The sequence below is a fragment of the Novosphingobium mangrovi genome, assembly GCF_022818885.1.
GTDB lineage: Bacteria > Pseudomonadota > Alphaproteobacteria > Sphingomonadales > Sphingomonadaceae > Novosphingobium > Novosphingobium mangrovi.
The window spans coordinates 20,897-44,716 of record NZ_JALHAT010000039.1; the positions used below are offsets into that span (position 1 = coordinate 20,897).

The 23,820-nt window shown below is 67.7% G+C and carries 19 protein-coding genes; 12 read left to right on the forward strand and 7 right to left on the reverse strand.

Translation table 11 applies throughout. The annotated features are described in order from the left end of the window. The first annotated feature begins 1 nt into the window (after nt 1). From MTR65_RS16820 to MTR65_RS16835, 4 genes are read left to right on the forward strand one after another with little or no spacing between them, the layout of a single operon-like run. Nucleotides 2-3,493: an indolepyruvate ferredoxin oxidoreductase family protein gene (locus MTR65_RS16820; protein WP_243802247.1), complete on the forward strand. Its 3,492-nt coding sequence runs from the start codon at nt 2-4 to the stop codon at nt 3,491-3,493. Nucleotides 3,494-3,535: 42 nt separating this feature from the next. Next, nucleotides 3,536-4,873, forward strand: coding sequence for an aromatic ring-hydroxylating oxygenase subunit alpha (locus MTR65_RS16825; RefSeq protein ID WP_243802249.1), 1,338 nt, complete (start codon nt 3,536-3,538; stop codon nt 4,871-4,873). Between the two features lie 11 nt (nt 4,874-4,884). Next, the gene (locus MTR65_RS16830) at nt 4,885-6,081 is read left to right on the forward strand and encodes a MaoC family dehydratase (RefSeq protein ID WP_243802251.1); all 1,197 of its coding nucleotides are present in this window, start codon (nt 4,885-4,887) and stop codon (nt 6,079-6,081) included. Then, on the forward strand, nt 6,078-7,793 hold the full coding sequence (locus tag MTR65_RS16835; protein ID WP_243802253.1) for a class I adenylate-forming enzyme family protein: 1,716 nt from the start codon (nt 6,078-6,080) through the stop codon (nt 7,791-7,793). Before MTR65_RS16830 ends, MTR65_RS16835 begins: the two co-directional genes overlap by 4 nt. 22 nt (nt 7,794-7,815) lie before the next feature. Here MTR65_RS16835 and MTR65_RS16840 read toward each other — a convergent pair whose 3' ends face one another. After that, nucleotides 7,816-8,130 carry a Rieske (2Fe-2S) protein gene (locus tag MTR65_RS16840; protein WP_243802254.1) on the reverse strand — a complete coding sequence of 105 codons (315 nt, stop codon included), beginning with the start codon at nt 8,128-8,130 and terminating at the stop codon, nt 7,816-7,818. 153 nt (nt 8,131-8,283) lie between these two features. Between MTR65_RS16840 and MTR65_RS16845 the strand changes: the two genes are divergently transcribed. From MTR65_RS16845 to MTR65_RS16855, 3 genes are read left to right on the forward strand one after another with little or no spacing between them, the layout of a single operon-like run. Further along, the gene (locus MTR65_RS16845; RefSeq protein WP_243802256.1) at nt 8,284-8,751 is read left to right on the forward strand and encodes a VOC family protein; all 468 of its coding nucleotides are present in this window, start codon (nt 8,284-8,286) and stop codon (nt 8,749-8,751) included. Beyond that, a complete protein-coding gene (locus MTR65_RS16850; RefSeq protein WP_243802257.1) occupies nt 8,748-10,511 on the forward strand; it encodes an FAD-dependent oxidoreductase in 1,764 nt (587 codons plus the stop codon). Before MTR65_RS16845 ends, MTR65_RS16850 begins: the two co-directional genes overlap by 4 nt. Next, nucleotides 10,508-11,293 carry an SDR family NAD(P)-dependent oxidoreductase gene (locus MTR65_RS16855; RefSeq protein ID WP_243802259.1) on the forward strand — a complete coding sequence of 262 codons (786 nt, stop codon included), beginning with the start codon at nt 10,508-10,510 and terminating at the stop codon, nt 11,291-11,293. Before MTR65_RS16850 ends, MTR65_RS16855 begins: the two co-directional genes overlap by 4 nt. 6 nt (nt 11,294-11,299) lie before the next feature. Here the strand turns inward: MTR65_RS16855 and MTR65_RS16860 are convergent, their stop codons facing one another. The 4 genes from MTR65_RS16860 to MTR65_RS16875 are packed head-to-tail and all read right to left on the reverse strand — an operon-like array spanning nt 11,300 to nt 16,396. After that, nucleotides 11,300-12,508, reverse strand: coding sequence for a CaiB/BaiF CoA transferase family protein (locus tag MTR65_RS16860; RefSeq protein WP_243802261.1), 1,209 nt, complete (start codon nt 12,506-12,508; stop codon nt 11,300-11,302). Next, complete coding sequence (locus MTR65_RS16865) at nt 12,505-13,635, reverse strand: CaiB/BaiF CoA transferase family protein (protein WP_243802263.1); 1,131 nt, start codon at nt 13,633-13,635, stop codon at nt 12,505-12,507. The genes MTR65_RS16860 and MTR65_RS16865 overlap by 4 nt, the downstream gene beginning before the upstream one ends. A 24-nt stretch (nt 13,636-13,659) precedes the next feature. Continuing rightward, nucleotides 13,660-15,084, reverse strand: coding sequence for an aromatic ring-hydroxylating oxygenase subunit alpha (locus tag MTR65_RS16870; RefSeq protein WP_243802265.1), 1,425 nt, complete (start codon nt 15,082-15,084; stop codon nt 13,660-13,662). A gap of 25 nt (nt 15,085-15,109) precedes the next feature. After that, entirely contained in the window at nt 15,110-16,396 is a 1,287-nt protein-coding gene (locus MTR65_RS16875; protein WP_243802267.1) for a metal-dependent hydrolase family protein, read from the reverse strand. A 283-nt stretch (nt 16,397-16,679) separates the two neighbouring features. On the opposite strand from MTR65_RS16875, the gene MTR65_RS16880 reads away from it, so the two are divergent. From MTR65_RS16880 to MTR65_RS16900, 5 genes are all read left to right on the forward strand, one after another. Next, on the forward strand, nt 16,680-17,009 hold the full coding sequence (locus MTR65_RS16880) for a 2Fe-2S iron-sulfur cluster-binding protein (protein ID WP_243802269.1): 330 nt from the start codon (nt 16,680-16,682) through the stop codon (nt 17,007-17,009). A gap of 124 nt (nt 17,010-17,133) precedes the next feature. Then, nucleotides 17,134-18,456: a cytochrome P450 gene (locus MTR65_RS16885; RefSeq protein WP_243802271.1), complete on the forward strand. Its 1,323-nt coding sequence runs from the start codon at nt 17,134-17,136 to the stop codon at nt 18,454-18,456. A 2-nt stretch (nt 18,457-18,458) separates the two neighbouring features. Further along, nucleotides 18,459-19,298: an SDR family NAD(P)-dependent oxidoreductase gene (locus MTR65_RS16890; protein ID WP_243802273.1), complete on the forward strand. Its 840-nt coding sequence runs from the start codon at nt 18,459-18,461 to the stop codon at nt 19,296-19,298. Nucleotides 19,299-19,326: 28 nt separating this feature from the next. Beyond that, nucleotides 19,327-20,481, forward strand: a complete 1,155-nt coding sequence (locus MTR65_RS16895) for a cytochrome P450 (protein WP_243802275.1) — start codon at nt 19,327-19,329, stop codon at nt 20,479-20,481. A gap of 119 nt (nt 20,482-20,600) precedes the next feature. Beyond that, nucleotides 20,601-21,281, forward strand: coding sequence for an SDR family oxidoreductase (locus MTR65_RS16900; protein WP_243802277.1), 681 nt, complete (start codon nt 20,601-20,603; stop codon nt 21,279-21,281). Nucleotides 21,282-21,424: 143 nt separating this feature from the next. Here MTR65_RS16900 and MTR65_RS16905 read toward each other — a convergent pair whose 3' ends face one another. Continuing rightward, complete coding sequence (locus tag MTR65_RS16905; RefSeq protein ID WP_243802279.1) at nt 21,425-22,837, reverse strand: sensor histidine kinase; 1,413 nt, start codon at nt 22,835-22,837, stop codon at nt 21,425-21,427. Further along, entirely contained in the window at nt 22,827-23,492 is a 666-nt protein-coding gene (locus MTR65_RS16910; protein WP_243802281.1) for a response regulator, read from the reverse strand. Before MTR65_RS16910 ends, MTR65_RS16905 begins: the two co-directional genes overlap by 11 nt. Between the last annotated feature and the right edge of the window lie 328 nt (nt 23,493-23,820).

Genomic DNA, 23,820 nt, shown 5'->3' on the forward strand with positions numbered 1-23,820 from the left:
TTTGACCAAGAGTGTCACCACGCTCACCGACAAGTACGTCGAGGAGAGCGGGCGCATCCAGATCGGCGCCTTGCAGGCCTATGTGCGCCTCCTGCTCGACCAGGCGCGGCGCGACCGGGCCGAGGGGGTGGCGAGTGCGGGCTATGTGAGCGGCTACAGGGGCTCGCCGGTGACGACGCTCGACGCGCAGCTCTGGGGCGCGGGGGAATTACTGGCCGAACACGATATCCGTTTCGAGCCGGGCCTCAACGAGGAACTGGCCGCGACGTCGCTGCGCGGCACGCAGCAACTGGGCTGGTTCGGCACGCCGCGTGTCGAGGGGGTCTTCGCGCTGTGGTACGCCAAGGGCATCGGCGTCGACCGCGCGCACGAGGCGCTCAAGCTGGGCAACCTGGAAGGTGCCGCGCACCGGGGCGGTGTGCTCCTTCTGGCAGGCGATGACCATGCGGCAAAAAGCTCGGCCAGCGCGCACCAGTCCGACCAGAACCTGGCCGCAGCCTTTGTGCCCACGCTCTATCCCGCCACCAACGCCGAGATCCTGGCCTATGGGCAGTACGGTTGGGCGCTTTCGCGTCATTCCGGCCTGTACTGCGGGATGAAGGCGGTGACCGACACGCTCGATCTGACGGCAAGTGTCGACCTGCCAGGCTGGACATTTCCTATTCACACCCCCAACGCGCCCGGCCCGGTCCGCAATTTGCGCGAAGGCATGTCCGCGCTGGAACAGGAGGCGCTGACGGTGCGCCACCGCCTGCCCGCAGCGCACGCCTTCGTGCGCGCGAACCGGCTTGACCGGGTCACGCATGGACAGGCGGACACGCGCGGAGGGCTTGTCATCGTGACGGCGGGCAAGGCCTGGCTCGACACCGCGCAGGCGCTTCTCGATCTTGGTTTGGATGCCGCGCGGTGCCGGGAACTGGGCATCACTGTCCTGAAACTCGCGCTGACCTGGCCGGTCGATCCCGAGATCGTGAAGCACGTCTGCGCACCTGCGCGCGAAGTCCTGGTGATAGAGGAAAAGCGGGGCTGGATCGAGGACCAGATCGCGCGGATCCTCTACGGCGCATCGCAGGCTCCTGCGCTTTCGGGCAAGACCGATCCGCAGGGCAGGCCCCTGCTGCGCGCCGAGGGGGTGCTGGACCCGAGCGAGGTGCGCGCGGGGCTGGTCAGGCGATTGCGGGATCTGGGCCGCAGCGATCCGCCGCTCGATACGCGGGCCGAGGCTCTGGCGGCGTCCGATGAACGCGCGCAAGGCCTGTCGATGGTCGCGGCGCGCCCGGCCTATTTCTGCTCGGGCTGTCCCCACAACCGCAGCACCCAGGTTCCCGAGGGCAGTTCGGCGATGGGGGCGACCGGATGCCATGGCCTTGCCCATTACATGCCCGGCCGCCGCACGATGCAGACGGTGGGCATGGGGAGCGAGGGCACGCCCTGGATTGCTGCGCAGCATTTCGTCGATACCCCGCACTATTTCCAGAACCTGGGCGATGGCACTTATACCCATTCCGGGCTGCTGGCGATCCGCGCTTCGGTCGCGGCGAAGAGCGCGGTCACCTACAAGATCCTTTACAACGATGCCGTCGCGATGACCGGGGGGCAGCCGATGGAAGGCGGGCTCACTCCCCAGCAGATCGTGCGCGAGCTGGTGACCGAGGGTGTCGATCCGGTCGTGGTCGTGAGCGAGGCGCCCGAGGCTTTCGCGCGCGAGGGGCTGCCCGCCAAGGTGCGCGTCCTCCACCGCGATGAGCTGGAGCGCGTGCAGCGTGACCTGCGTGAGGTGAAGGGCACCTCGGCGATCCTCTACGAGCAGACCTGCGCCAACGAGAAGCGTCGCCGCCGCAAGCGCGGCCAGCTCGCCGATCCCGATACGCGCCTCTTCATCAACGCGGCCGTGTGCGAGGGCTGCGGCGACTGCTCGGTTCAGTCCAACTGCCTCAGCATCGAGCCGGTCGACACCGAATGGGGCCGCAAGCGCCGCATCAACCAGTCGACCTGCAACAAGGATTTTACTTGCATCAAGGGCTTTTGCCCTTCCTTCGTGACCGTGGAGGGTGGGCGCCCGGCGAGGCGCATGGCGGATCTCGACGGGCTTGAGGGCGAGCTTGCGGCCCTGCCCGAACCGGCGTGCGTGTCGTGCGCGCAGGGCTTCAATATGCTCGTGACCGGAATCGGCGGGACAGGCGTTCTGACCGTCGGTGCGGTGCTGGCGATGGCTGCACAGATCGAGGGCAAGGCGGCCAGCCTGCTCGACATGACCGGTATGGCGCAAAAGGGCGGGGCGGTCGTCAGCCACTTACGCATCGCGCCCGAGCCTGCGCAGATCCCCTGCGCGCGGGTCGGCACCGAGCAGGCCGACGTCATCCTCGCCTGCGATCTCGTCGTGGCGAGTGCACCCGATGTGCGGCGCGCGCAGGGGCCCGGGACCACGCTCGTCGCCAACGAGGACGTCGCGCCCACGGCCGAGTTCCAGACCAACTCCGGCCTCGACCTGTCGGCGGCACGCTTCCTCTCCGCGCTGGAGCAGCGGGGTGATCCCGCGCGCGCCTTTGCGGTGCACGCGGGTGACCTGGCGAGCGCGCTCCTGGGCGATGCGATCTTCACCAATTTCCTGATGGTCGGCTATGCCGCGCAGAAGGGCCTCCTGCCGGTTACGCTGGCGGCGATCGAGGAGGCCTTGGCGCTCAACGGCACGGCGGTTGGAGCCAATTGCAAGGCATTGGCGCTGGGCCGGTTGGCCGCGCATGATCCGGGCCGTCTGGAGCGTCTGGCTGGCCTGGCGGACACAGGCCGCGACGAGCCGGAGACGCTGGAGGGCGTGCTCGACAGCAGCGCAGCGCATCTCGAGGCCTATCAGGATGGGGCCTACGCGCGCGCCTATCGCGAGCGCATGGCGGACCTGCGCGCCGGGATTTCGCCGGAAGCCGGGGACGTAGGGGACAGGTTCTTGCGCACGGCCGCGCGCCAGCTTGCCCGGCTCATGGCCTACAAGGACGAGTATGAGGTCGCCCGGCTCTACACCCGGCCCGAGTTTGCGCGCTCTGTGGACGCGGCGTTCGACGGGGAGGTGCGCATTGCGCTCAACCTGGCGCCGCCCTTCCTGCCGCTGGGCCGTGACCGCAAGACCGGACGACCGCGCAAGATCCGCTTCGGGTCCTGGATATTCCCGCCCCTGCGTCTGCTGGCGCGAGGCAAACGCCTGCGCGGAGGGCCTTTCGATCCCTTCGGGTACAGCGCCGAGCGGCGAGCAGAGCGCGCTCTGGTGCAGGAGTACGGCGCGTTGCTGCGCGAACTGGCACAAGGGCTGAGCGCGCAAAATGCCGCGCGTGCCATCGAGATCGCCCAGAGCGTGAGCGGCGTGCGTGGCTACGGTCCGGTGAAGGAGGAAAGCATGGCCGCGTGGCGCGCGCTCGTCGCCCGCACGCTGCCGGAATTCAGGGATCGGGCGAGCGATGCTTGCGCTCCGGGCGAGGCCATTGGCGAGGTCATCGCCTAGGTTCGGCAGGACCCGGAGAGGAAAAACCGGAGAGGAAATGCGATGAGCGTGCAGGCAAGCGTCGAGAAGCGGTTGATCGACCGCGCGGTCCGCATCGGGAACGAGGCCTATGTCTCCCCCGACTACGCGCGGGCCGAGGCCGAGCGGCTCTGGCCGCGGGTCTGGCAGATCGCCTGCCGCGAGGAGGAGGTCGCGGCCCCCGGGGACTATGTGACCTATGACATCGCCGAGGATTCGGTGATTGTCGTGCGCGGGCAGGACGGGGACATCCGCGCCTTTCACAACCTGTGTCGCCACCGCGCGCGGCGCCTCGCCGAAGGCTGCGGGAACAGGAAAGGCTTCACCTGTCCTTTCCACGCCTGGAGCTGGGACTTGTCCGGCGCGTGCCTTGGCATGACGCGGGGCGATGCCTGGGACGGGGCGCTCGGCAAGGAGGACGTGCCGCTGCTGTCGGTCCGCGCGGCGACCTGGGGCGGGTGGGTCTTCGTGACGATGGACGAGGATGCGCCGCCGCTTGCCGAGTATCTGGGCGAAGTGGCGAGCAACCTTGCGCCCTTCGAGTTCGAGAAGATGCGCTATCGCTGGCGCCAGTACCTCACCTTTCCCTGCAACTGGAAAGTGGCCATCGAGGCCTTCAACGAGGGCTACCATGTCGCGGGTACCCATCCGCAGCTCACCAAGTTTTCGGTCAAGCCGACCTGGAGCGATGCCTGGGGCCTGCACGGGGTGTTCGGTTCGGCCGCGCGGGAAGGCTCGGGCGGGGCGAGCAGCGGGGCGGCCGGTGCGGCGGACATGCGTGAGGGGCTCAAGCATTCGCTCAACCAGCTGTGGGAGGAAGTGAACGCGACGACCACGCAGACCATGGTCGATGTCGCCAATCTCCTGCCCAGCGAACTGCCCGAGGGTACACCACCTGCCGAGGTGCAGATGCACCTCATGAAGCGCACGATCGAGGAAGACGCCAAGCGCGGCGTGCTCTGGCCCCGGATCGACCCGGCCCATTTCGCCAAGGTCGGCAATGTCCTGCACATATTCCCCAACACGGTCATCGTGCATGGTCCGGTCTTCGCGCTGTGCTACCGCGCGCGGCCCTGCGGTGAGGACCCGAACCGCTGCATCTTCGAGGTCTATACGCTCGAGAAGTTCCCCGAAGGCGCAGAGCCGCGGCCCGAGAACCTCTACCGCCCCGAGATGACCGAGGCGAACTGGCGCAAGGTCCTGTGCCAGGATTTCTCGAACATGGAGGCGGTCCAGCAGGGCCTGCGCTCGCGCGCCTTTGCAGGGATCTACCCCAGCCCCGTCGAGGAAAAGGCCATCGTCAATTTCCACCGCGTGCTCGCTGACTATGTCGGGCGCGGCGCTCCTGAACCCATCGATTGAAGGTACCGACCATGGCGCAGACCAGTCCCGAGACCGACCTCATCCTCGATACCCGCGATGTCGACCGCTACGTCGGCAAACAGGTCGTCTTTGCCGAGATGTGGGACCCTGCCAGCGCGACGGAAATCCGCCGCTGGGTTCAGGCGCTCGACTACGCGAACCCGCTCCATTACGATGAGGAAGCCGCGCGCGCCTCGCGCTTTGGCGGAATCATTGCCCCGCAGAGCTTCACTGTCGCGATGGACTATGGCCATGGCTGCCATCCCTCGTGCATCGGCAACGTGCCAGGCACCCACCTTATCTTCGGGGGGGAGGAATGGTGGTTCTACGGCGGGCGTATCCGCCCCGGTGACTTCCTGCGCCAGGAACGCTTCTTCGCCGGTTACAAGGTCACCGACACCAGCTTCGCCGGGCCCACCATGTTCTCGGACGGCGACACCTACCATTACCGCGAGGACGGCACGCTCTTTGCCAAGGAGCGCGCGACCTCGATCCGCTACTTGCGCGAGGAGGCCAACCGGCGCGGGGTCTATGGCAAGGAAAGCCGCGGGGTGAAAAGCTGGACCGCCGCCGAGATGGAGGAGATCGACCGCATCCGGCTCGACTGGATCCTCTCCAACCGTGAGGGCGCGACGCCCAACTGGCACGCGGTCACGGTGGGCGACACGCTCCCGCGCCGGGTAATCGGTCCGCACACGCCGCTCACCTTCGGTTTCGAGTACCGCGCGCACCGCCAGAACATCTGGGGCACCTGGCGCTGGAACCCGCCCGAGGGGTATCAGGATCCGGCCAAGGAGAACGCCGGGTTCGACAAGGACATGACCTATGATTTCGAAGCGCAGAAGATCGATCCGCGACAGAAGGACGGGCTCTACTACGGTCCCTCCAGCGGCCACCTGAACCCGGCCAAGGCCGAGAAGATCGGCATGGGCGGGACCTATGGTTACGGCGCCTCGATGAACGCGTGGCACCTTGACTACGTGGCCTACTGGGCCGGGCACGGGGGCTATGTCTGGCATTCGAAGACGCAGTTTCGCAAACCCGCCTTCGAAGGCGACGTCACCTTCTTCGAGGGCGAGGTTGTCGAGAAGTTCGAGACCAGCGAATTCGGCATGCCGACCGTACGCATCAAGACCCGCCTGACCACGCAGGACGGCGACACGATCCTGACCGGCAGCGCCGATGTCGCGCTGCCCCACGTGCGATGAGCGTGCTCTCCGATCTGGTGCGCGAGGCGCCCGGTGACAGTGGCCTCTCGCGTGTTGTCGCGATCCCGCTGGACGAGGAGCCCGGCATCGGCGCGCGCACCATCGGGGGCTATCTGCGCGAGGTGACGGCGCGCTATGGCCCGGCCGAAGCGGTCGTCTTCAACGAGGGGGGCGAGCGGCTGTCCTGGACTTATGACGCGCTCTGGGACGAGGCCAGGACAACGGCCCGCGCGCTCCTGGCGCAGGGCATGGAGCCGGGGGCACGGATCGGCATCCTGATGACCAACCGGCCCGAATTCCTCTCGGCCTTCTTCGGTATCGCGCTTGCGGGCGGTGTCGCGGTGGCGCTCTCCACCTTTTCCACGCCGGAGGAACTGGCGCACCTGATCGGGGCTTCCGAAATCCGCACGCTGCTGTTCGAAGCGTGCGTTCTCAAGACCGACTTCGTGGCCATGCTGGAGGACCTGGAGCCCGCGCTGGCGGCCACCTCGCCCGAAACCTTTGTTTCGGCCCGTTTCCCGGCCTTGCGCGCGCTTGTGGCTCTTGGCGGGGCGCCGCGCGGGGCCATTCGCGACTGGGCGGCGTGGCGCGCGGGCGGGGAGGGTGTGTCCGCAAGGGACGTCGATGCGCGTCTGGCCCAGGTCACGCCCGAGGATCCGGGCGGCATCTTCTTCTCCTCGGGAACGACGAGTCTGCCCAAGGGCATTGCGCATAGCCAGCAGGCCTTCGCGATCCAGTGGTGGCGCTGGCCGCGCCTGTTTGGAATGACAGAGCCCGTTCGCGCCTGGACGGGCAACGGCTTCTTCTGGTCGGGCAACATCTCGATGGTGGTGGGCACCGGCCTTTCGACCGGTGGCTGCGTGGTCCTCCAGCGCTATTTCGACGCGGACGAGGCGCTGCGCGTGATTGCGGCGGAGAAGGTCACGTTTGCCAATGGCCGCCCGCACCAGTGGGCGCGTCTTCAGGCCTCGCCAAAGTGGGCCGGGGCCGACCTGTCCTCTCTGCGTTACGTGCCGCGCGGCGAACTGGTCTACGCCCATCCCACCTGTTCGGCGGACTGGGAGGTTCCGCAGACCTTCGGGACGACCGAGACCATGTCGCTGTGCACCTCGATCGGCCATCATGCCAGCCAAGAGGACTACGCCGGCAGCTACGGCGTGCCCCTGCCCGGCAACGAACTCAAGATCGTCGATCCCGAGACGCGAGAGGCCGTGCCGGTAGGTGCGCATGGCGAGATGTGCATCAAGGGCCCGACGCTGATGAGCGGGTATCTGGGCAAGCGAGACGAGGACTGCTTCGATGCCCAGGGCTTCTATTGCACCGGCGATGGCGGACGCGTCGATGCGCAGGGGCGTTTCTTCTGGGAGGGGCGGCTGACCGCGATGATCAAGACCGGCGGGGCCAATGTCGCGCCCGAGGAGATCGACGAGCTGGTCGCCAACTGGCCCGGCGTCAAGCGCGCGCAGACCGTGGGGGTGGCTGATCCACTGCTGGGTGAGCGGGTCGTGACCTGCCTTGTGCCCATCGCGGGGGCCGTGATCGATGAGGACGCGCTGATTACGCACCTGAAGGCCCGGCTTGCCAGTTTCAAGGTGCCCCGCCAGGTCCTGGTCTGCCGGGAGGAGGACTTTGCGATCACGGGCAACGAGAAGGTGAAGCCCGCCGCGATCCGCACCCTTGCCGAGCGCCTCCTGGCGCAGGGCGCGGCCTAGGCAAGGAGTGCGTCCGGTGGGCTCAGATCTTCACCTCGATCATGCCTTCGACGACCCGCACGGGGAAGGTCTGGATCGGCTCGGTCGCGGGCGGGTTCATCGCCTCACCGGTTTCGAGGCGGAAGCGCGCGCCATGCGCGGGGCAGGCGATCCAGCCGCTGCGCATGCGCCCGCAGGCCAGTTCCTCGTCGGCATGGCTGCACTTGTTGCGCACCGCGAAGACCTGCCCCTTGCTGCGGCACAGGAGGATCGAGATCCCGTCGATGTCGACCTTGGCAACGCCGCCTTCGGGCAGCGAATCGAGCGGGGCGGCGGCCGTGTAGCTGGTGTCGGTCATGCCTTTGGGCATGCCGCGCGAGGGGGGCGGCGCGCAATTCGCCCGCGCGCAATTCGCTGGCGCGATCAATGGCAAAACGGCCGCGAAACCGGCCGCGCACAGGAATTCAGAAAGGGCGGCTGAACCGCCAGGCACGAACATCGGGAGAGAGCGATGGCGCAGCAGGACTACTATCAATTCGCCTATGTCACGACCGACTGGCGGCGCGCGCTGGAGGAACTGGGCGCGCAGCACGACATCGCCGCCTGGATGGAGATGCCCGAGGCCGAGTTTGATACAGGGCCCGGCACGAAGGCGGTCTGCCACTTCGCGCTTGCCTTCAAGGGGGACCTGCAGTTCGAGGTGATCGAGCCCGTCGCAGGCGACTGCGCGGTCTACCGTGCGGGCCTTCCTGAAACGGGCTATGCCAAGCGTTTCCATCACCTCGGCCGCCATTTTGCGCAGCGCGCCGACTTCGACCGCCAGCTGGAGGCCGCAAAGGCGCGCTACGCCCGCCCCGTCGCGGCCGAGACGATGGGGGGCGAATATGCCTATTTCGATGCGCGCGCGGAGACCGGCCACTTCCTTGAATACTTCATCTTCCCGCCCGGCTCGCACCTTGAGGGAGTGCCCCGCTCATGAGCGCGCAGGAGAGTTTTGATGTCGTCGTCGTGGGCTCCGGCGCGGCGGGCGCGATGGCGGCCCTTCGCGCAGCGGAGCGCGGTCTTTCGGTCCTCATCGTCGAGAAGGAGCGCAAGTTCGGCGGGACTTCGGCGGTCTCGGGCGGGGTCATGTGGGTCCCCAACCACGGCCTTGATGGCGACGTGGGCGATACCCGTGAGGCGGCGCTCGAATATTTGCGCGCGATCATCACGGTGCCGGTGAACGCGGCGCGCCTCGAGGCCTACGTGGACATGGCGCCCCTGATGCTCGCGTTCCTGAACGCCGCGGGGGTGCCCGTCGCCTCGGGCGTCTGGCCGGACTATTTCCCCGACCGGCCCGGCGCGCGCAGCGACCGCTCGCTGGTCGTGCCGACCTTTGACGGACGGCGGCTGGGCGACAGCGTCTACCCGGCGATGCGCGAGCAGTACAACCGCTTCAAGCTGTTCGGGCGCTACGCCATGGACCTCACCGAGACCTTCACGCTGATGATGCAGGCCAAGGGCTGGCGGCGCACCGTCACCAACATCCTGCGCCGCTACTGGCTCGACCGGGAGACGCGCAAGGTGGGGCGGCGCGACCGGCGTTTCACGCAAGGCGCCGCGCTCATGGGCGAGATCTATGAAAAAGTGCTCGCGCGCGGGGTGGAATTGCGCACCGAGACCGCGCTTGTCGAATTGCAGACCGACGCGCAAGGGCGCGTCTGCGCGCTGGAAGTCGACAACTATGGCCGCCGCTACACCATTGCCGCGCGCCATGGTGTGGTGCTGGCCGCGGGTGGCTTTGAGTGGAACCAGGAACTGCGCGAGCGCTTCTACCCCGTCCCCGGCCGCACACGCCACAGCTCCACCCCGGAGGATGCCAACCGCGGCGAGGCGCTGATCGCGGGCGAGAAGATCGGGGCGAGCACCGAGCACACCGAACAGGGCTGGTGGATTCCAACCATGCAGCTGCCGATGCCCCGGGCTTCCAACTTTCACGAGATCCACCAGGCCGCCTTTGACGTCGGGCGCCCGCATAGCCTGTGCGTCAACCGCAAGGGTGTGCGCTTCGTCAACGAGGCGACGGGCTATGACCGCTTCGGGCAGGCCATGGTTGCGGACCATCTGGCGACGGGCGCGAATTGCCCATGCTGGCTCGTCTTCGATGCGACCTTCCGGGAGAAGTTCAGTGCAGGGGGCCTGATGCCCAATGTGCTGATGCCCGATGCCAAGGTGCCGGGCGATTGGTGGGGGCACTACCTCTTCCGTGCCGAAAGCCTGGCCGACCTTGCGCGCCAGATCCATGTGCCTGTCGACGCGCTGGAGAAGAGCGTTGCCAGGATGAACGCCCACGCCGCGAGCGGGACCGATCCCGAGTTCGGGCGCGGAGGCAATGCCTATGACCGGATGTTCGGCGATCCTGGCGTGGCGCCCAACCCGTGCCTTGGGGCCATTGCGAAGGCCCCGTTCTACGCGGTGCCGATCAACAACGGGGACCTGGGCACCAAGGGGGGGCTACGCTGCGACGAGCGTGCGCGCGTGCTCGATGGGGCAGGCGTGCCGATCGGCAATCTCTACGCGGCGGGCAACTGCGCGGGATCGCCCTTTGGCGATTGCTATCCGGGCGCCGGAGCGACCATCGGGCCCGCGCTCACCTTTGGCTTCGTCGCAGCGAATGACATTGCCGAGCGGGCGGGCAACAGTGCGTCCGCACGTGGGGACGAAGACCAATCGGCACATGAAGGGGAGATCGTGGCATGAACGCGCGCAAGGTGGCCATCGTGACGGGCGCGGCCGGCGGGATTGGCGAGGCAATCGTGCGGCGTTTCGGCGAAGAGGGCGTTGCGGTCCTGGGAACGGGGCGCACCGAGGCTGCGCTCGCCGATCTCAAGGCGCGGCTCGAGGGGGAGATGGAATTTGACTACGCGGTGGCCGATCTTGCCGCCGATGCGGGGCCCGCTGCGGTGGTGGCCCGCGCCATGGAGCGCTTCGGCCGGATCGACTTTGTCGTCAACAACGCAGGCTCCTTCAACATCGGCCCGGTCGATGCGACCACCGACGCCATGCTCGACGAAGTGCTCGGCATTTCGCTGCGCGCCCCGTTCCGCCTGTGCCGCGAGGCGCTGGCGCACATGGGGGGCGACGGCATGGGCGGGGCGGTGATCTTCATCGGCTCGACCTGGGGGCTCTATGGCACCTGCGGGGGCGGGGCCTACAGCACAGTCAAGGCCGGGCAGATCGGGCTCATGCAGACGATGGCGGCGGAATACGGACCGCGCGGCATCCGCAGCAATTATGTGGCACCCACTGTCGTGAAGACGGGCATGACCGAAAGCTTCTGGGAGGCCGATGCCTTCCGGCGGATCAACCACGAGTTCACCCCGCTGACCCGCGACTGCACGGCGCAGGACATTGCCGAAATGGTGGTCTTCCTGTGTTCGGACCGGGCCGGGTTCGTCAACGGCCAGACCATTGCGGTCGATGGCGGGATATCCGCCACCCGTTACCTCGCGCCCGAGGCGCTGGGGGCGACGCGGCTGTGAGGCGGTTCAGCTGATTGCGCCATTGGCCTTGAGGCGGTCGTACTCGGCCTCCTCAAGGCCGAGAAGCTCGCGGTAGACGTAGTCATCGTGCTGGCCGAGCGTCGGGGCTCCGTTCGCGATGTCCGCCTCGCCGGGTGTCATGCGCCAGCTAGGGCCGACCACTGGGCGCGCATCGCCGTTGCCGTTGAGGACGGTGCGGTAGGTGCCGTTGCTCCAGAAGGTGTCGCTGGCCATGAGGTCGAGCGAGGAGGCGGCCGGATAGGCCGCGACCCCTGCCGCGCGCAGCCGCGCGCCAAGCTCGCAGGCCTCGTGCACAGCGGTCAATGCGGCGAGTTCGGCCTCCAGCTCACCGCGATGGGCCAGACGCTGGGAAAGGCTCGCAAAGCGTGGGTCCTTTGCCAGGGCCGGGCTGTCGAGCCCATCGCACAGGGCCTGCCAGTCGCGCTCCGCCTCGCAGGCAATCGAAATCCAGCCGTTCTGGGCGCAGGGAAAGAAGCCGTGTGGGGCGAGGGCATCGTGGGCATTGCCCCTGTGGCGCGGGACGTCTCCGGTCAGCGCGTATTCCAGGAGGCGGTCGCCGACGAGGCTCGACATCGTCTCGACGGCGGAGAGGTCGACTTGCTGGCCCTCGCCGGTGCGTTCGCGGTGGTGCAGAGCGGCGACGGCGGCAAAGGCGGCCGCCGCGCCCGCGCTGGTATCGCCGAAGCGGATGTTCATGCCTTCGGGCAAGCCGCCTTCGTGACCGACGAGCCCGGTGACTCCGCCGATTGCGCCGAAACTGGGGGCATAGCCGGTCTGCTGTCCAAGCGGGCCTTCGCTTCCGTACATCTTTATCGAGACGTGGATGATGTCGGGCCGGATGGCCTGCATCTCGGGAAAGGACAGGCCGAGCTTGGCCATTGCGCCCGGGCGCAGGTTGTCGAGCACGATGTCGCTGATCGCGATCATGTCCTTCAGCCGGGCGAGCCCCTCGGCGCTCTTCATGTTGACGCGCACGCTCAGCGCCTCGGTGTTCTGGCTGAGGAAGTAGGGGGCGTGCTCGATGTCGAGCCCGCCATAGGCGCGCATCTCGTCGAGCGAGGAGGTGCTTTCCACCTTGAGCACTTCGGCGCCAAGCTGGCCAAGGAGCTTGGCGGTGTAGGGCCCGGCCCAGACCTTGGCGATGGCGAGGACGCGGACACCGGCAAGCGGGCCGCCGCGTGCATGTCCGTTCATGCCGCGAGCTCCCGGTCATCGGCGCCGGGTTCGGGCGCGGGATGGGTGAGCCGGGGCGGCGAGGCGGTCATGCGGTAGGGCGCAGCCGGGGTGTCGATCCCGTCCAGCGTCTGGAAGAAGCCACGGTGGCGGTACTGCAGATTGGTGAAGAGATCGGGCGCCAGATTGACAGGGGCGAGCATGACGCTGCGCCGATGCGCCTCGTGCGTGATTGCATCGCGTGGTTTGTCCGCGATCCAGCTTCGGAAATGCTCGCGAAAGCTCGCCACCCGTTCGGGCGTGCAGTGGAACTCCAGCCAGTCCTCGGGAAATTCCTGGGCCCAGGCGGGATCGCCCATCAGGCCGACGAGGCCGCGCCAGTGGCGCGCGGTGGTCATGATGAGATGGACGTGCCCGTCCGCGCAGGCAAAGACGCGGCCCGGCCCGCCCATGTCGTAGCGGCGGCGCGAGTGGCTGGGCTCGTCGTCACCTGCGAGCACCCGGCCCAGCACCACGTCGGCGCGGCTCAGCTGCACGGCGACTTCACTGAGGTCGATCGCCTGGCCTTCTCCGGTGCGGCGCTGGTGGAAGAGGCTTGCGGCGGTGGCCAGCGCGGCGTCGTAACCGGTGTCGAAATCGGGCATGAAGGGGCTGGCCCCCATCAGGGGGGGATCGCTGTCGCCGCTTTCGCTCGGCGTGTGCCAGGCCCAGCCGCCTGCCGCGGCGATGTTGATCGGAAAGGCACGGGCCATGTCCTCGGACGCATCCTGCCCCAAGGGGGTGATGTGGCACTGGACGAGCCGGGGGAAGCGGGCCGAAAGGTCTTCGGGTGCGAGGTTCCGGTTTGCGCACCAGGCCGGGGTATGGTCATCGATCAGGGCATTGGCGCGCGCGAGCAGGCGTTCGAGCGCGGCGCAGCCTTCGGGCGTTTCGAGGTCGAGCACCACCGACTTCTTGCCGGTGTTGGCATAGGCGAAGACGGCGCTGGACCCGTTGGCCACGGGCGGGCCGAAGCGGCGCGTGGGCGAACCTCCCGGCCGCTCGACCTTGATGACCTCGGCGCCGAAGTCGGCAAGGAGCCGGGCCGTCCATTCGCCGCACACGCGCTCGGCGGTTTCGATGATGGTGGTACCGGAAAGCGCGGTCATGGCCTGTGTCCGTCTGTTGTCATGTCAGGGCTGGAGGTCCTCGAGTTTTGCCGAGAACGGGGCCATCGCCATGTAGCGATCGACCGTCTGCTCGAAGTGGCGCACGCGGATCTCCTGATAGTCGGCAAGGGTCAGGCCCGCCTTGGCGCTGGCTTCCAGGCCCTCCTGCTGGGCGTGGAGGTTGTCGGTATCCTGGTCGAGAATGCGGCCGAAGCCCGGGTCCATGCCCTCGGCCTCGGCGAAGGATTGGTGGTCAGCGAGGACCTGCACCTCGGCGGTCTCGAAGTCGCCACTGCGCGGCTTGGGGCGCATGAACATGACTTCGTAGATGGTGCGGCGATGGTCGCGCGCGTCGGGCCGGAAGCGGTAGATCATCGGCAGCGAAATGCCGGGGAAGAGGAACAGGTTGGGGAAGAAGGTGTAGCTGTAGGTGTCGAGCAGTTCGGTGTCCGAGACATGCGAGAGATCGGTATCACTCGCGCTTTCGAACATCTGGCGGAACATGTCGGCCATGACCTGGCGGGCACGCTCGCCCTCCTTCAGTTCGGGCCGCGCGCCGCCCAGCGCCGAACTGTCGCCCAGCGTGAAGTTGGCGATGATGTCGGCCTCGCTGTAGCGTTCGCGCAGCTTGGGGCTGACCACACCCAGGGTCGAGATGAAGCGGTCGACGTGTTCGCCATAGACGTCGTACTGCGAATTGACGTCGCCGTTGGCGGGCGCGACCTGGGGGTGCGTGTCGCCCACGTGGTAGGCCTCCATGAAGGCCTCCATGGTGAGCTTCCAATTGGCCGGATAGCTCTTCTGGACATGGAGGTAGATGTAGCGGTCCTCCAGTTTCCAGGCCGTGAGATGGGCGAGGGCCTCGGGGCCGAGGTAGTCCTCGAGCGAGGGAGCGGCGGGGTCCATGTTGACCCACACGAACCCGCCGAGCCGGGCGACGCGGGCCTGGGGCAGGCACATCCGGCGTGTCTTCGTGTGGGCGAAATCCCACTTCTCCGGGATCTCAGCCAGTGTACCGTCGAGGTTCCAGGTCCAGCCGTGGAACGGGCACTTGAGGTTCATCGCAAAGCCTTCGGTTGCCGAGGGCTTGAGCTTGGTGCCGCGGTGGAGGCACGCGTTGTAGTGCGCCTTGATCTCGTCCTCGCCGCTGCGCACGACGATGAAGCTGTAGGACCCGAGGTCGTAGACATAATAGTCGCCCACTTCGGGAATGTGGTCCTCGCGGCAGGCCATCTGCCAGGTGCGCGGCCAGAGGCGCGCGAACTCGCCGTCTGCGAATTCGGCCCTGGTGTAGCGGTCCTTCGAGACGTCTTCGCTGCCCAGGTACGTGTAGCTGACATCGCGGGCCCATCCGGGCGCGGTGTTGCGGTCACGCGCGATGATGTCCTGCGTGCTCTCGGCGGGGTGGCGGGCTTCGCCGGGGCGCAAGGGGCCGGTTTCGACGTTCATCGTGAAGGTCTCCTTGAGGGGAAAGTCAGGGCGTCACCGCTTCGGGCGCGGTGCGCGGCCCGGCCGGGACGAGGGGAAGGGAGGTCTTGCACAAGGCCCCGTTCTTCATGACGAGGGCGATGTGGCCGGGCCCCTGCAGTACGCGCGGATCGGCCAGCGGATCGCCGTCGACAAGGATGAGATCGGCAAGCTTGCCCGGTTGCAGGGTGCCGAGCGATCCATCGTCTATCATTGCCTGGCCCCCGTTCGCGGTGGCGCAGACCAGCGCCTCTTGCGGGGAGTAGCCGTAGTAGTCGATGAAGAACTCGATATCGCGGCCTTGCGTGCCCTGCGGGCTCCAGCCAAAGCCGTAGTCCCCTCCGATCAGGTGGCGCACGCCGCGCTTGCGCAGTTCGGTGTGGGTGCGGCAGCTGTTCTCGAGCAGCTCGGGGATGTTCATGTAGCCCCCGACCTCGGCCGAGAGGCCATGCCCGGCGGCCTCGCCCGCCATGATCTGGTGGAACAGGCCGACCGTGGGGACGACGAAGATTCGCTCCTTCGCCTCTTCCATCATGTCGAGCAGCTCCTCGTCGGCGTACTCGCAGTGGAACAGCGCATCGACGCCTGCGCGCACGCAGCGCTTGGAGCCTTCGATCGAGCGGGTATGGGCGTTGATCCGGCGCCCGTAGGCGTGCGCCGTCTCGGCCGCGACGCGCACTTCCTCGACGGTCATGGGCGTCGTGTGGTCGGGCGTGCCGGGGTAGAACGGGTCGCCCGAGACGTCGATCTTGATGTTGTCGACGCCCTCGCGGCAGTGCAGGCGTACCATCTTGCGCATTTCCTCGACTCCATCGACGATGCTGGAGGGGCCGGTGCGCGGATCGTGTTCGCGCGCTTCGTCGCCCATCGCGCCGGTGACGCTGATTTCCAGACCCCCGGCGCGGATGCGCGGACCGGGCAGGCGCCCGGCGTTGACTTCATCACGCACCGCGACGGCAAGGCGCAGGCGCGCTTCGGACGCGCCGTAGGCGCTGGTGAAGCCTGCCTCCAGCAGGGCAGCGGCGCCGCGCGCGGTGGCAAAGCACTGGGCCTCGGGCGTGGGCTTGATGAGGTCTTCGGTCGCGCAGACGTTCTCGAAGGAAAGATGGGCGTGGCCCTCGACCATGCCGGGCATGAGGAAGCGCCTGCCCGCATCGATGACCGTGTCGCCCTCGCACGGGTCGAGTGCGCCGACCTCGGCGATGCGGTTGCCCTCCACGCGCAGCGCGCCGGGAAAGGGGTTCGCGCCGGTGCCATCGAAGATGCGCGCGTTGCAGATCAGCGTTGCCGTCATGCCGTTTCGGTTCCTTTCCCGCCTGGTCGTGCCGCGCCTTGCCGCGCGCGTCTTAGGGGCAGAGCCTAGCCCTGCCGCGTGCAGGTCCGAATGACTGCAGCGGCAGGCCCACTTGGCCGCAGCGGCTGCCCGTTTGCGAAATCTCGCGAAAAGGCGGGCCTGGCGGCAAGTGGGGAGCGTACAATTCGGCCCGGCGATGTTCGCAGCGGGCTTGCTTTCGCGCCTTTCACCAAGACCCGCCATGGGCTTATCTCGCGTAAAGCCATTTGGGAGGGCGAACCGCATGGGCGAGATTTGCGTCACGCTGACCGACATCGAGGGATCGGTCGTGGAAATCGAGGACGGGGCCGAGGGGGAGACCCTGATGGAACTGGCCCGCCGCCACGATGTGAAGGGCATCATCGCCGAATGCGGCGGTGCATGCTCGTGTGCCACTTGCCATGTCTACATCGACGCGGCGTGGACCGCGGCGGTCGGAACACCCGATCCGGTCGAGGAGGACATGCTCGACATGGTCGAGGACATCCGCCGCCCGACGAGCCGCCTGTCCTGCCAGATCACACTGCATCCAGGGCTCGACGGCCTGGCCGTCGAGGTCGCGCCCGAACTTTGAGCGTGGCGGCATTGCCCGCAGGGACAAGTGCGGGGCGGGCTGCAGGCATGGTGCAAGGGTACGCCTGGGCGCACTGTGCAAGGGCCAGCAATCCGAGAGTGAACACGAGGATTGGGGAGAGGACATGACTATCGTGCGAGACGCGGCGAACGACGACACGCAGGCCAGACCGGGCATGGAAGGGGAGGATGCGCGCCTGGTTGCAGAGGCGACCCTGCTCGACCCGGTCGTGCACAAGCAGCCGCGCCGCTTCTACGCAGCCATGCGCAAGCTCGATCCGGTGCATTACGATGCGGCGCTCGACATGTACCTCGTCTCGCGCTGGGAGGACATCCAGACGGTGCAGCGCGATCCGCTGACGTTCTCGGTCAACAAGGGGTATCATACCCAGCAGGCCAAGGGCTTTGCCGAGGAGTTCCAGCAGATCCTGCGCGAGAAGGGCGGGGGCTATTTCCCCGACGCGATCATGTCCGATCCGCCCTACCATACGCGCGTGCGCAAGCTGATGGAAAGCGCCTTCACCGCGCACCGCGTGAAGGACCTCGAACCGCGCATCGAGGCGGTCGTTGACGGACTTCTCGCCGAACTGGCGGACAAGGGCGCGATGGACGCCGTCACCGATTTCGCGCAGCCGCTCACGATCCGCATCATCTGCGAGCAGTTGGGGCTCGACTGGTCGATCAAGGACAGGATCGCGCGCTGGTCGACGGCGGTCACTGCCCAGATCGGGCGCATGCAGGACCGTGAGGAAATGCTGGGGCACGCCGCGCAGATCTGCGAGTTGCAGCAGTACCTTATCGCCAAGATGCGCGAGCGTGAGGCCGATCCGCGCGAGGACATGATCTCGGACATCGTCCACGCCCGTGATGGTGAGGGGGAAGGCTCGGTGCTGACCTTCGAGGAGGCGGTCTCGCTTATCCGCGCGCTTCTGATCGCGGGCAACGAGACCACCGCGACCGCGCTTTCCAACCTCGTCCTGATCCTCGCGACCGAGCCCGATGTTGCCGAGATGCTGCGTGCCTCGGCCGATGACGACCGGCTGATGAACCGCTTCGTCGAGGAACTCCTGCGCATCGAGCCGCCCGTGCGCGGGCTCAGCCGGATGACGACGAAGGAGGTCGAACTGGGCGGGCGCGTTCTACCCGAAGGGGCGCACCTCCTGCTGCTCTACGCCTCGGCCAACGACGAGCCCGAGATCTTTCCCGAACCGCGCCGCTTCGACATGGAGCGCAAGAACATCATGAAACACGTGAGCTTCGGGGGCGGGGTGCACAAGTGCGTCGGGCTGGCGCTCGCGCGCATGGAGATCAAGGTCGCCGCGCGTCTGCTCGTGCGCAAGTTCGCCGACGTGCGCCTCGCGATTGCCGAGGAGGACATCGCCTATCTGCCCACCGTGGCGACACGCTCGATCGAGAGCCTGCCCGTCACCTTCACCTTGCGCGACTGACCATGGCCGGGGAACTGGACGGCAAGGTCGCCATCGTCACGGGCGGGGCGGGCGGGATCGGCAAGGCCACCGTCGACCTGTTCGTGGCCGAGGGCGCGCGGGTGGTCGTCGCCGATGTCGACATGGATGCGGGCGAGAGCCTGTGCGCGAAGCTGGGTTCGGCGGCGGTTTTCCGCCGGGTGGACGTGGCGCAGAAGGGCGATGTGGAGGCACTCGTCGACGTCGCGGTCCAGCGTTTCGGTCGGCTCGATGTCATGTTCAACAACGCGGGGATCGCCTGCGGTGCCTTTCCCGATTTTCTCGACGACACGCTGGAGGACTTCGGTAAGGTCGTGGGGGTCAACCTGTTCGGGCCGATGGTCGGCACGCAGGCCGCCGCGCGTGCGATGAAGCAGCAGGGCAGGGGCGGCGCGATCCTCAACAACGCCTCGATCGCCGGCGTGCTCGCGGGCCAGGCGATGATGACCTACCGCGCTTCCAAGGCGGGGCTTATCCATTTCAGCAAGTCGGCCGCGATTGACCTCGCGCGCCACGGCATCCGGGTGAACTGCCTGGTCCCGGGCCATATCCGCACGCCGCTCAGCTCGTTCGAGGAAGGCTCCGGCGCGGACAACCTGGCGCAGCTGAGCCAGGAGATCGACGCGATCTACCTCTCGAACCAGCCGCTCAAGCGGCGCGGCAGCCCCGAGGACGTCGCGCAAGCCGCGCTGTTCCTCGCCAGTGACCGCGCCGCGCAGATTACCGGCATCGCGCTCCCGGTCGAAGGCGGGGTGACCACCGGCGATCCGGTCAATCATCTCGCAGACATCCTGGAGGCCCGCAGCCGGGTTCTGGGCACATGAGCGGGTTACGCGAAGGGAGAAGGCGGTGATGGAAGCCCAAGTGGACGAGCGCAAGTCGGCGGCGCTGGCCGAGGCGAACCTGCGTGTCGAGGACGGTGCGCAGAAAGTGACGACCTTTGCCGCGGCGCGCGAGATGCTGCGCCACACGCAGGTCCTCCAGGATGGGGCCGGCGCGGACGAGGTGGACGTGGGCGATCCCGAGCAGGTCCCGGTCTTCTATCTCGACGGCAAGCCGCACAAGACCCGGCGCGCGGCGATTGCGCGCTTCTTCACCCCACGCGCGATTTCCGAGCGGTATCAGGCGGTGATGGAAGCCACCACCGACCGCCTCCTCGCCGATTTTCGAGCGCGGGGAGAGGCCCGGCTCGACGAGATCAGCTTCGAGCTTGCGGTGGCCGTCGCCTCCAAGATCGTCGGGCTTTCGCAAAGCGATCCGCACGACATGGCGCCGCGTATCGCAGTGCTGCTGCGCGCTTCGTTCAACAACGCCAAGGGGTTGGCGCGCTGGAAGAACCTGCTGCTGCGCTCGTGGTACGGGTACCGCTTCTACGTCAAGGACGTGCGTCCCGCCGTGCGGGCACGGCGCGAGGAACCGGGCGAGGACATCATCTCGCAGTGCCTCGCCAAGGGCTATTCTGACAAGGCGATCATGATCGAATGCATGACCTACGCCACGGCCGGCATGGTCACCACGCGCGAGTTCATCGTGATGGTCGCCTGGTACATGTTCGAGCGCGACGAATTGCGCGCAGACTTCCTCGCCGCCGATGAGGACCGGCAGTTCGCTATCCTGCTCGAGATCCTGCGCCTCGAACCGATTGCCGCGCTGCTCTATCGCCGCTCGGCGCAGGACCTGCCCGAGACCTGCCTGGGCGCCTTGCGCGAAGGTGCGCGCTTCGTCGTCGACATGCGCGCGGTCAATGCGGACGAAGCGGCGGTCGGGGCCTGCCCCCATGCGCTTGATCCTGATCGTGCCAAGGGGCAGCAGGGCACCTTCATGAGCTTTGGCGATGGTGCGCACCACTGTCCGGGCTGGCAGGTCGCGCTCCATGAGACGCGCATCTTCATTGACCGTCTGCTGCGCGTGCCGGGTGTCGCGATGGTGAAGCCGCCCGAAATGCTCTGGAACACGCCCCTGATGAGCTATGAACTGCGCGATGCGCAAGTGCGCTGCACACCTTGATCGACAGGTGATATCGGCGCTGCGATACGCCTCCTGCTTGTTTCCGGTCCCCCGCCATGGCTACCACGAGGGCAGATGTGGCGCGCCGTCCGGCGCCGGGCAGGCAGGGAGAAAAGCAGATGGCAGGCAGATATATCGTCACTGGCGGCTTCGGGGTGCTGGGCCGCGCCGTCTGCGCGCAGCTTCGCCGAGAAGGCCACCGCGTCGGCGTGATCGACATGGCCTCGTGCCCGGACGACTACGAAGGTCCTGCCGAGGGGGGCATCGATCTGACCGAGGCGGCCGCGGTCGGGCCCGCCGTGGCGCGAATGGTGATGGAACTGGGCGGGCTCGACGGCCTTGTCAATGTTGCGGGCGGTTTCGTGTGGGAGCCGCTGGGGCCGGGTTCTCCGGCCACGTTCGAGCGGATGTACCGCACCAACCTGCACACCGCCGCGACGACCTGCGAAGCGGTGCTGGATACGCTCGCGCCGGGCGGGGCCATCGTCAACATCGGCGCGGCGGCGGCGCGCGATGCGGGTGAGGGCATGGGTGCCTACGCGGCGTCCAAGGCCGGGGTCATGGCGCTGACGCAGGCGCTTGCCGCGCAGCTGAAACCTCGGGGCATCCGCGTGAACGCGGTCCTGCCCACGATCCTCGATACCCCCACCAACCGCGCGGACATGCCCGATGCCGATCCCGGCGAATGGATCGCCCCTGACGCCGCGGCCAAGGTCATCGCCTGGCTGCTTTCGCCTGCGGCATCGTGCGTGACCGGAGAGGGCATCGCGCTCTCGATGGGGCAGGGAAAAGACGATTGAAGAAGATCATCCAAGGGGCCATCGCCCCTTGACCCCAGAATGGGCGACCTCAGATCTCTTGGCCAAGCCAGCGGGCGAAAAGTGAGGTAGCCCGTTCTGGGAGCCCGAGGGCGATGGCCCTCGGATATATTTCCTGAAATCCCTTAGCCCTCTTCGGGAAAGATGAGAGTGACGCAAAGGCCGGGGTGCGCGTTGGCGACCTCGACCCGGGCCTCCATGCGCCGCGCGGCCGAGCGCACGATCGCAAAGCCCAGGCCACTGCCGCGCGTGCCCACGCTGCTCTCAAGTCGCACGAAGCGCGCGCCAAGCCGGGCTAGGTCGGTTTCCGACAGGCCCGGGCCGGTGTCGCGCACCGAGATCGTGCCCGGCGCGGTGATCGCGACGGTGATCGTCGCGTCGTGGGCACCTGCGCCGTAGCGGATCGCGTTGTCGATCAGGTTGGCGAGGATCTCGAAGACGAGTGTACGGTGGCCGGATACGCACACCGCGCCCGCCTGCGGGGCGTCCAGCACGAGGTCGATGCCCGCATCGATGGCCTGGCCGATGTGGCGATTGACCACGGCGATGGCCACTTCGCGCAGGTTCACCTGTTCGCGTGCTGAGGGGACGCCCGCTTCCTCGGCCCGGGCCAGAACCAGCAGCTGGGTCATCAGGTGCTCGAGCCGCTCGGTCGCATCGGCGATGGCGGCAAGGGCGTGGGGCTCCCCGCGCCGCGCGAGCGCGACCTGGACTTTCAGCGCCGAGAGCGGCGTGCGCATCTGGTGCGAGGCATCGGCGGTGAAGCGCCGAATACCGGCTGTGGCCGCGTCGAGACGCGCAAGGAGGCTGTCGAAGGCTTCGGCCAGGGGGCGCAGCTCGCGCGGCAGGGGCCCGGCATCGAGCGGGGAGAGGTCGGGCGCGCCGGGAACCTTGCGCCCGGCTACGGCATCGCGAAGGCGCGCGAGTGGGCGCAGGCTCCAACTGAGGGCAGGGCGCAAGAGGAGGACGGCAAGGCCCACCAGCAGGGCTTCGCCCAGGACCAGCGCGGCAATGAGACGGCGGCGCAGGGCCTGGCGGTGCCCCAGCGTTTCGCCCACCTGGACAAGGACTGGATCGGAAAGACCGGGAAGCGGGCGACGCATCTCGGCAAGGCGCAGGCGTTGGCCTTGGTAGGTGATGTAACGGAAGGCCGGTTCGCTGCGCGGCAGGGCGGTGATGTCCTCGGGAGCGGGCAGGTCGCGGCGTCCGGACAGCGTGCGCGCGCCCAGGGCGAGGCGGTAGGTGACGGTATCGCCCTGGGGTGTTTCCAACATGGCGAGGGCGGCCGGGTGGAGCGGAAACACGAGCAGCTTGCCATGTTCGACCTGCACGCTCTCGGCAATCGCGGCCAGCGCGCCGCCCAGCACGCGGTCGTTGCCGGTGCGCACCACGCGCGTGACGATAACTGCGCCGATCAGGGCCAGAACGATGGCGACGCCCGCCATCGGGGCGATCATCGCGAGCAGGAGACGGCTACGCAGGGCAGGTGTGCGCGGCTCGGCGGGGGCGCCGGTTTCGCGCTGCGGTTCAGCGGGCATCAAGCATGTAGCCGATCCCGCGCACGGTGCGGATGCGCGGACCTTCGGGCCCCAGCTTGGCGCGCAGGCGCGTGACGTAGACCTCCAGCGCGTTCTGCCCGACCGGTTCGTCGAAACCGAAGACTTCGCCCTGCAGGATCTCGCGCACCACGATCTGTCCGGCCCGCGTGGCCAGGGCATCGAGCACGGCGGCCTCGCGGCGACGCAGGTCGAGCGGGCGCCCAGCGAGGCTCGCCTCGCCGGTGGAACGGTTGACACTCAGCGTGCCGATGGTGACTTCGGGGGTCGGATCGCCCCCGCGCCGACGGCCGAGGGCGCGCACGCGCGCCTCCAGTTCCTCGGGCGCGAAGGGCTTGCGCAGGTAGTCGTCCGCGCCCAGATCCAGTCCGCGCACGCGGTCGTCTAGCCCATCGCGTGCGGTCAGCATCAGCACCGGAACACGTGCGCCGCGGCGGCGGAGCGTGCGCAGTACCTCGAAGCCGTCGATGTCGGGCAGGCCCACATCGAGGATCAGCGCGGCGTAAGGTTCGTGGGTGACGAAGAGGAGCGCGTCTTCGCCGCAGGTGACATGATCGACCGCATGGCCCGCCCCGCGCAGCAGGTCGCACAGGCTGCGGGCGAGCAGATCATCGTCTTCGACCAGCATGATACGCACGCGGTGGGGTCTTTCCGTGAAAGGTTCGCGACAGGCTGGGGACTTAGCGCAAGCGGCTCCGGAGCCCGGCCGGTGCGGCGTGTGCGGGCGGGAGGAGTGTCAGCCTTGCGTCCATACCTGCTATTCTTCCGGTCCTTGCGTCCTTCGAGGAAGGGCGCGCGCCCTTGCGCGCACGTCCTCGACAGGCGTGCTCTTAGCGCGCGGTTGGCCGTGCACGAAGCGGAGTATCTCCCTGATTGCGCGGCCTTGCGTGCCTTTCCTGCAAGCGGGCGGATGCGCCTTGCCTCCTTCTTCCAGGCGCCCGCCGGGTCACCCGCGCGGCGCCGTT